The organism is Dietzia sp. DQ11-44 (assembly GCF_014145205.1).
GTDB classification, from domain to species: domain Bacteria; phylum Actinomycetota; class Actinomycetes; order Mycobacteriales; family Mycobacteriaceae; genus Dietzia; species Dietzia natronolimnaea.
This window is the reverse complement of the sequence record NZ_JAALEC010000265.1, coordinates 1-1,685: the sequence shown is the minus strand read 5'-3', so window position 1 is coordinate 1,685 and position 1,685 is coordinate 1. Positions and strand designations below refer to the sequence as shown.

Annotated in this window: 2 protein-coding genes; both read left to right on the top strand. The window is 72.3% G+C overall.

Annotated elements, in window-relative coordinates; genetic code table 11:
* Positions 1-1,494 (top strand): trypsin-like peptidase domain-containing protein (locus G6018_RS07530; protein WP_182639287.1); only part of this gene is annotated, 1,494 nt, incomplete at its 5' end.
* Positions 1,495-1,586: 92 nt separating this feature from the next.
* On the top strand, positions 1,587-1,685 hold a 99-nt coding region (locus G6018_RS07525), incomplete at its 3' end, for a twin-arginine translocase TatA/TatE family subunit (protein WP_182639286.1).

Here is a 1,685-nt window from a genome sequence, read left to right as displayed (position 1 = left end):
TGGGAGCCTGCGCCGATCCACAGGCCCGTCGTGGACGAGGCCTCCGCCGAGCGCTTCTCCCGACCGCCCGGGGTGACAGGAGGATTCGACCCCCGGCGTCCACAGGCTCCGGTCGATCACTCCGCTCAGGACCGCCATTCCGGCCCGCACCGGCACTCCGGCGCGGCGGGCGGGCACGACGCCGACCCGGCACTGGCCGCCGCGTTCGGGCCGTCGGGTGACACCGTCGGTGGTATCGAGCGGCATCCGGGTTGGCAGGACCGGGTCGAGGTGCCACAGCCCGCCCCGCCCGACCCGTGGCGGGATCCCCACGCCCCGGTGGGGTTCGGAACCCCCGCCCTGCAGGCGGCGGACGAGCCCGGACCGGAGGATCTGTCGGGTGCGGACGTGCCCCCGCAGCCGAGGCTCTCACTCTCCGAGGCTCTGTTCGAGCGGCGACTGAGCAGGCAGGCGCTGGCAGGGGCGACCGCCGCCGTCGCCGTCATCGCCCTCGTGGGAGGGGGGATCGGCGCGGTCGTGGCCGATTCCGCCCGCGTCCTCACCACGTCGACGGTCCGCATCGCCGACGCGCCGGCGAACGTCATCCGGCCCGACAACCCGGTCGGTGAGGTGGCGCAACGGGTCCAACCGGCGGTGGTCCACATCCAGGTCTCCACGGCCTCGGCCCGGGGTGAGGGCTCCGGCATCGTCATAGACCCGCAGGGTTACATCGTCACCAACAACCACGTCGTCACCATGGACGGCGCCGCCGACAGGGCGGACATCGACGTCGTCTTCCCGGACGGGTCCAGGGCATCGGCCGAGTTGGTCGGCCGCGACCCGGCGACCGACCTGGCGGTGCTGAAGGTCGACGACGTCCAGAACCTCACCGTCGCGACCCTCGGTGATTCCGATCGGGTGCAGGTGGGCGAACAGGTCGTCGCCATCGGGTCGCCCCTCGGCCTGGCCCGGACGGTCACCGAGGGCATCGTGTCGGCCACCCAGCGGCCGATCGCCCTGGGGGAGTCCACCTCCGACGGGGACGTGGTGATCGACGCCATCCAGACCGACGCGGCCATCAATCCCGGCAACTCGGGTGGTCCGCTCATCGACGCCAGCGGGGCGGTGATCGGGATCAACACCTCCATCTTCACCCAATCCGGTGGGTCGATCGGGCTCGGGTTCGCCATCCCCGTCAACGATGTGCGCGACATCGCCACCTCGCTGATGAGCGAGGGCTCCGTACGTCACGCGACCATCGGCGTGAACGCGCGCAAGGCGGAGAACGGCAACGTGGAGGGTGCGGAGCTGGTCAACGTGCGGGAGGGGTCGCCCGCACAGGAGGCCGGGCTCCGGGAGGGCGACGTGGTGACGAGTGTCGGGGAACGCGGTGTCCGGTCCTCCGACGAGCTCATCGTGGCCGTCCGACGGGCGGGCGCGGACGTCGACGTGCCGGTCGAGGTCATCCGCGACGGTGCACGGATCGAGGTGACCGTCCGACCCGTACTCGCCTGACCCGCTCGGGGCCGGCAGGTCGCCGGCGCCGGTGGCCGGTCGTCCGAGGTCGTGGTGCCGGTCGGTGCCGGGACGACGTATCCTCGGAGGCGATGTTCACTAACGTGGGGTGGTCCGAGCTCCTGGTGCTCGGCGTGATCGCGCTCGTGGTCCTGGGGCCCGAGCGCCTACCCGAGGCCGCCCGCTGGCTG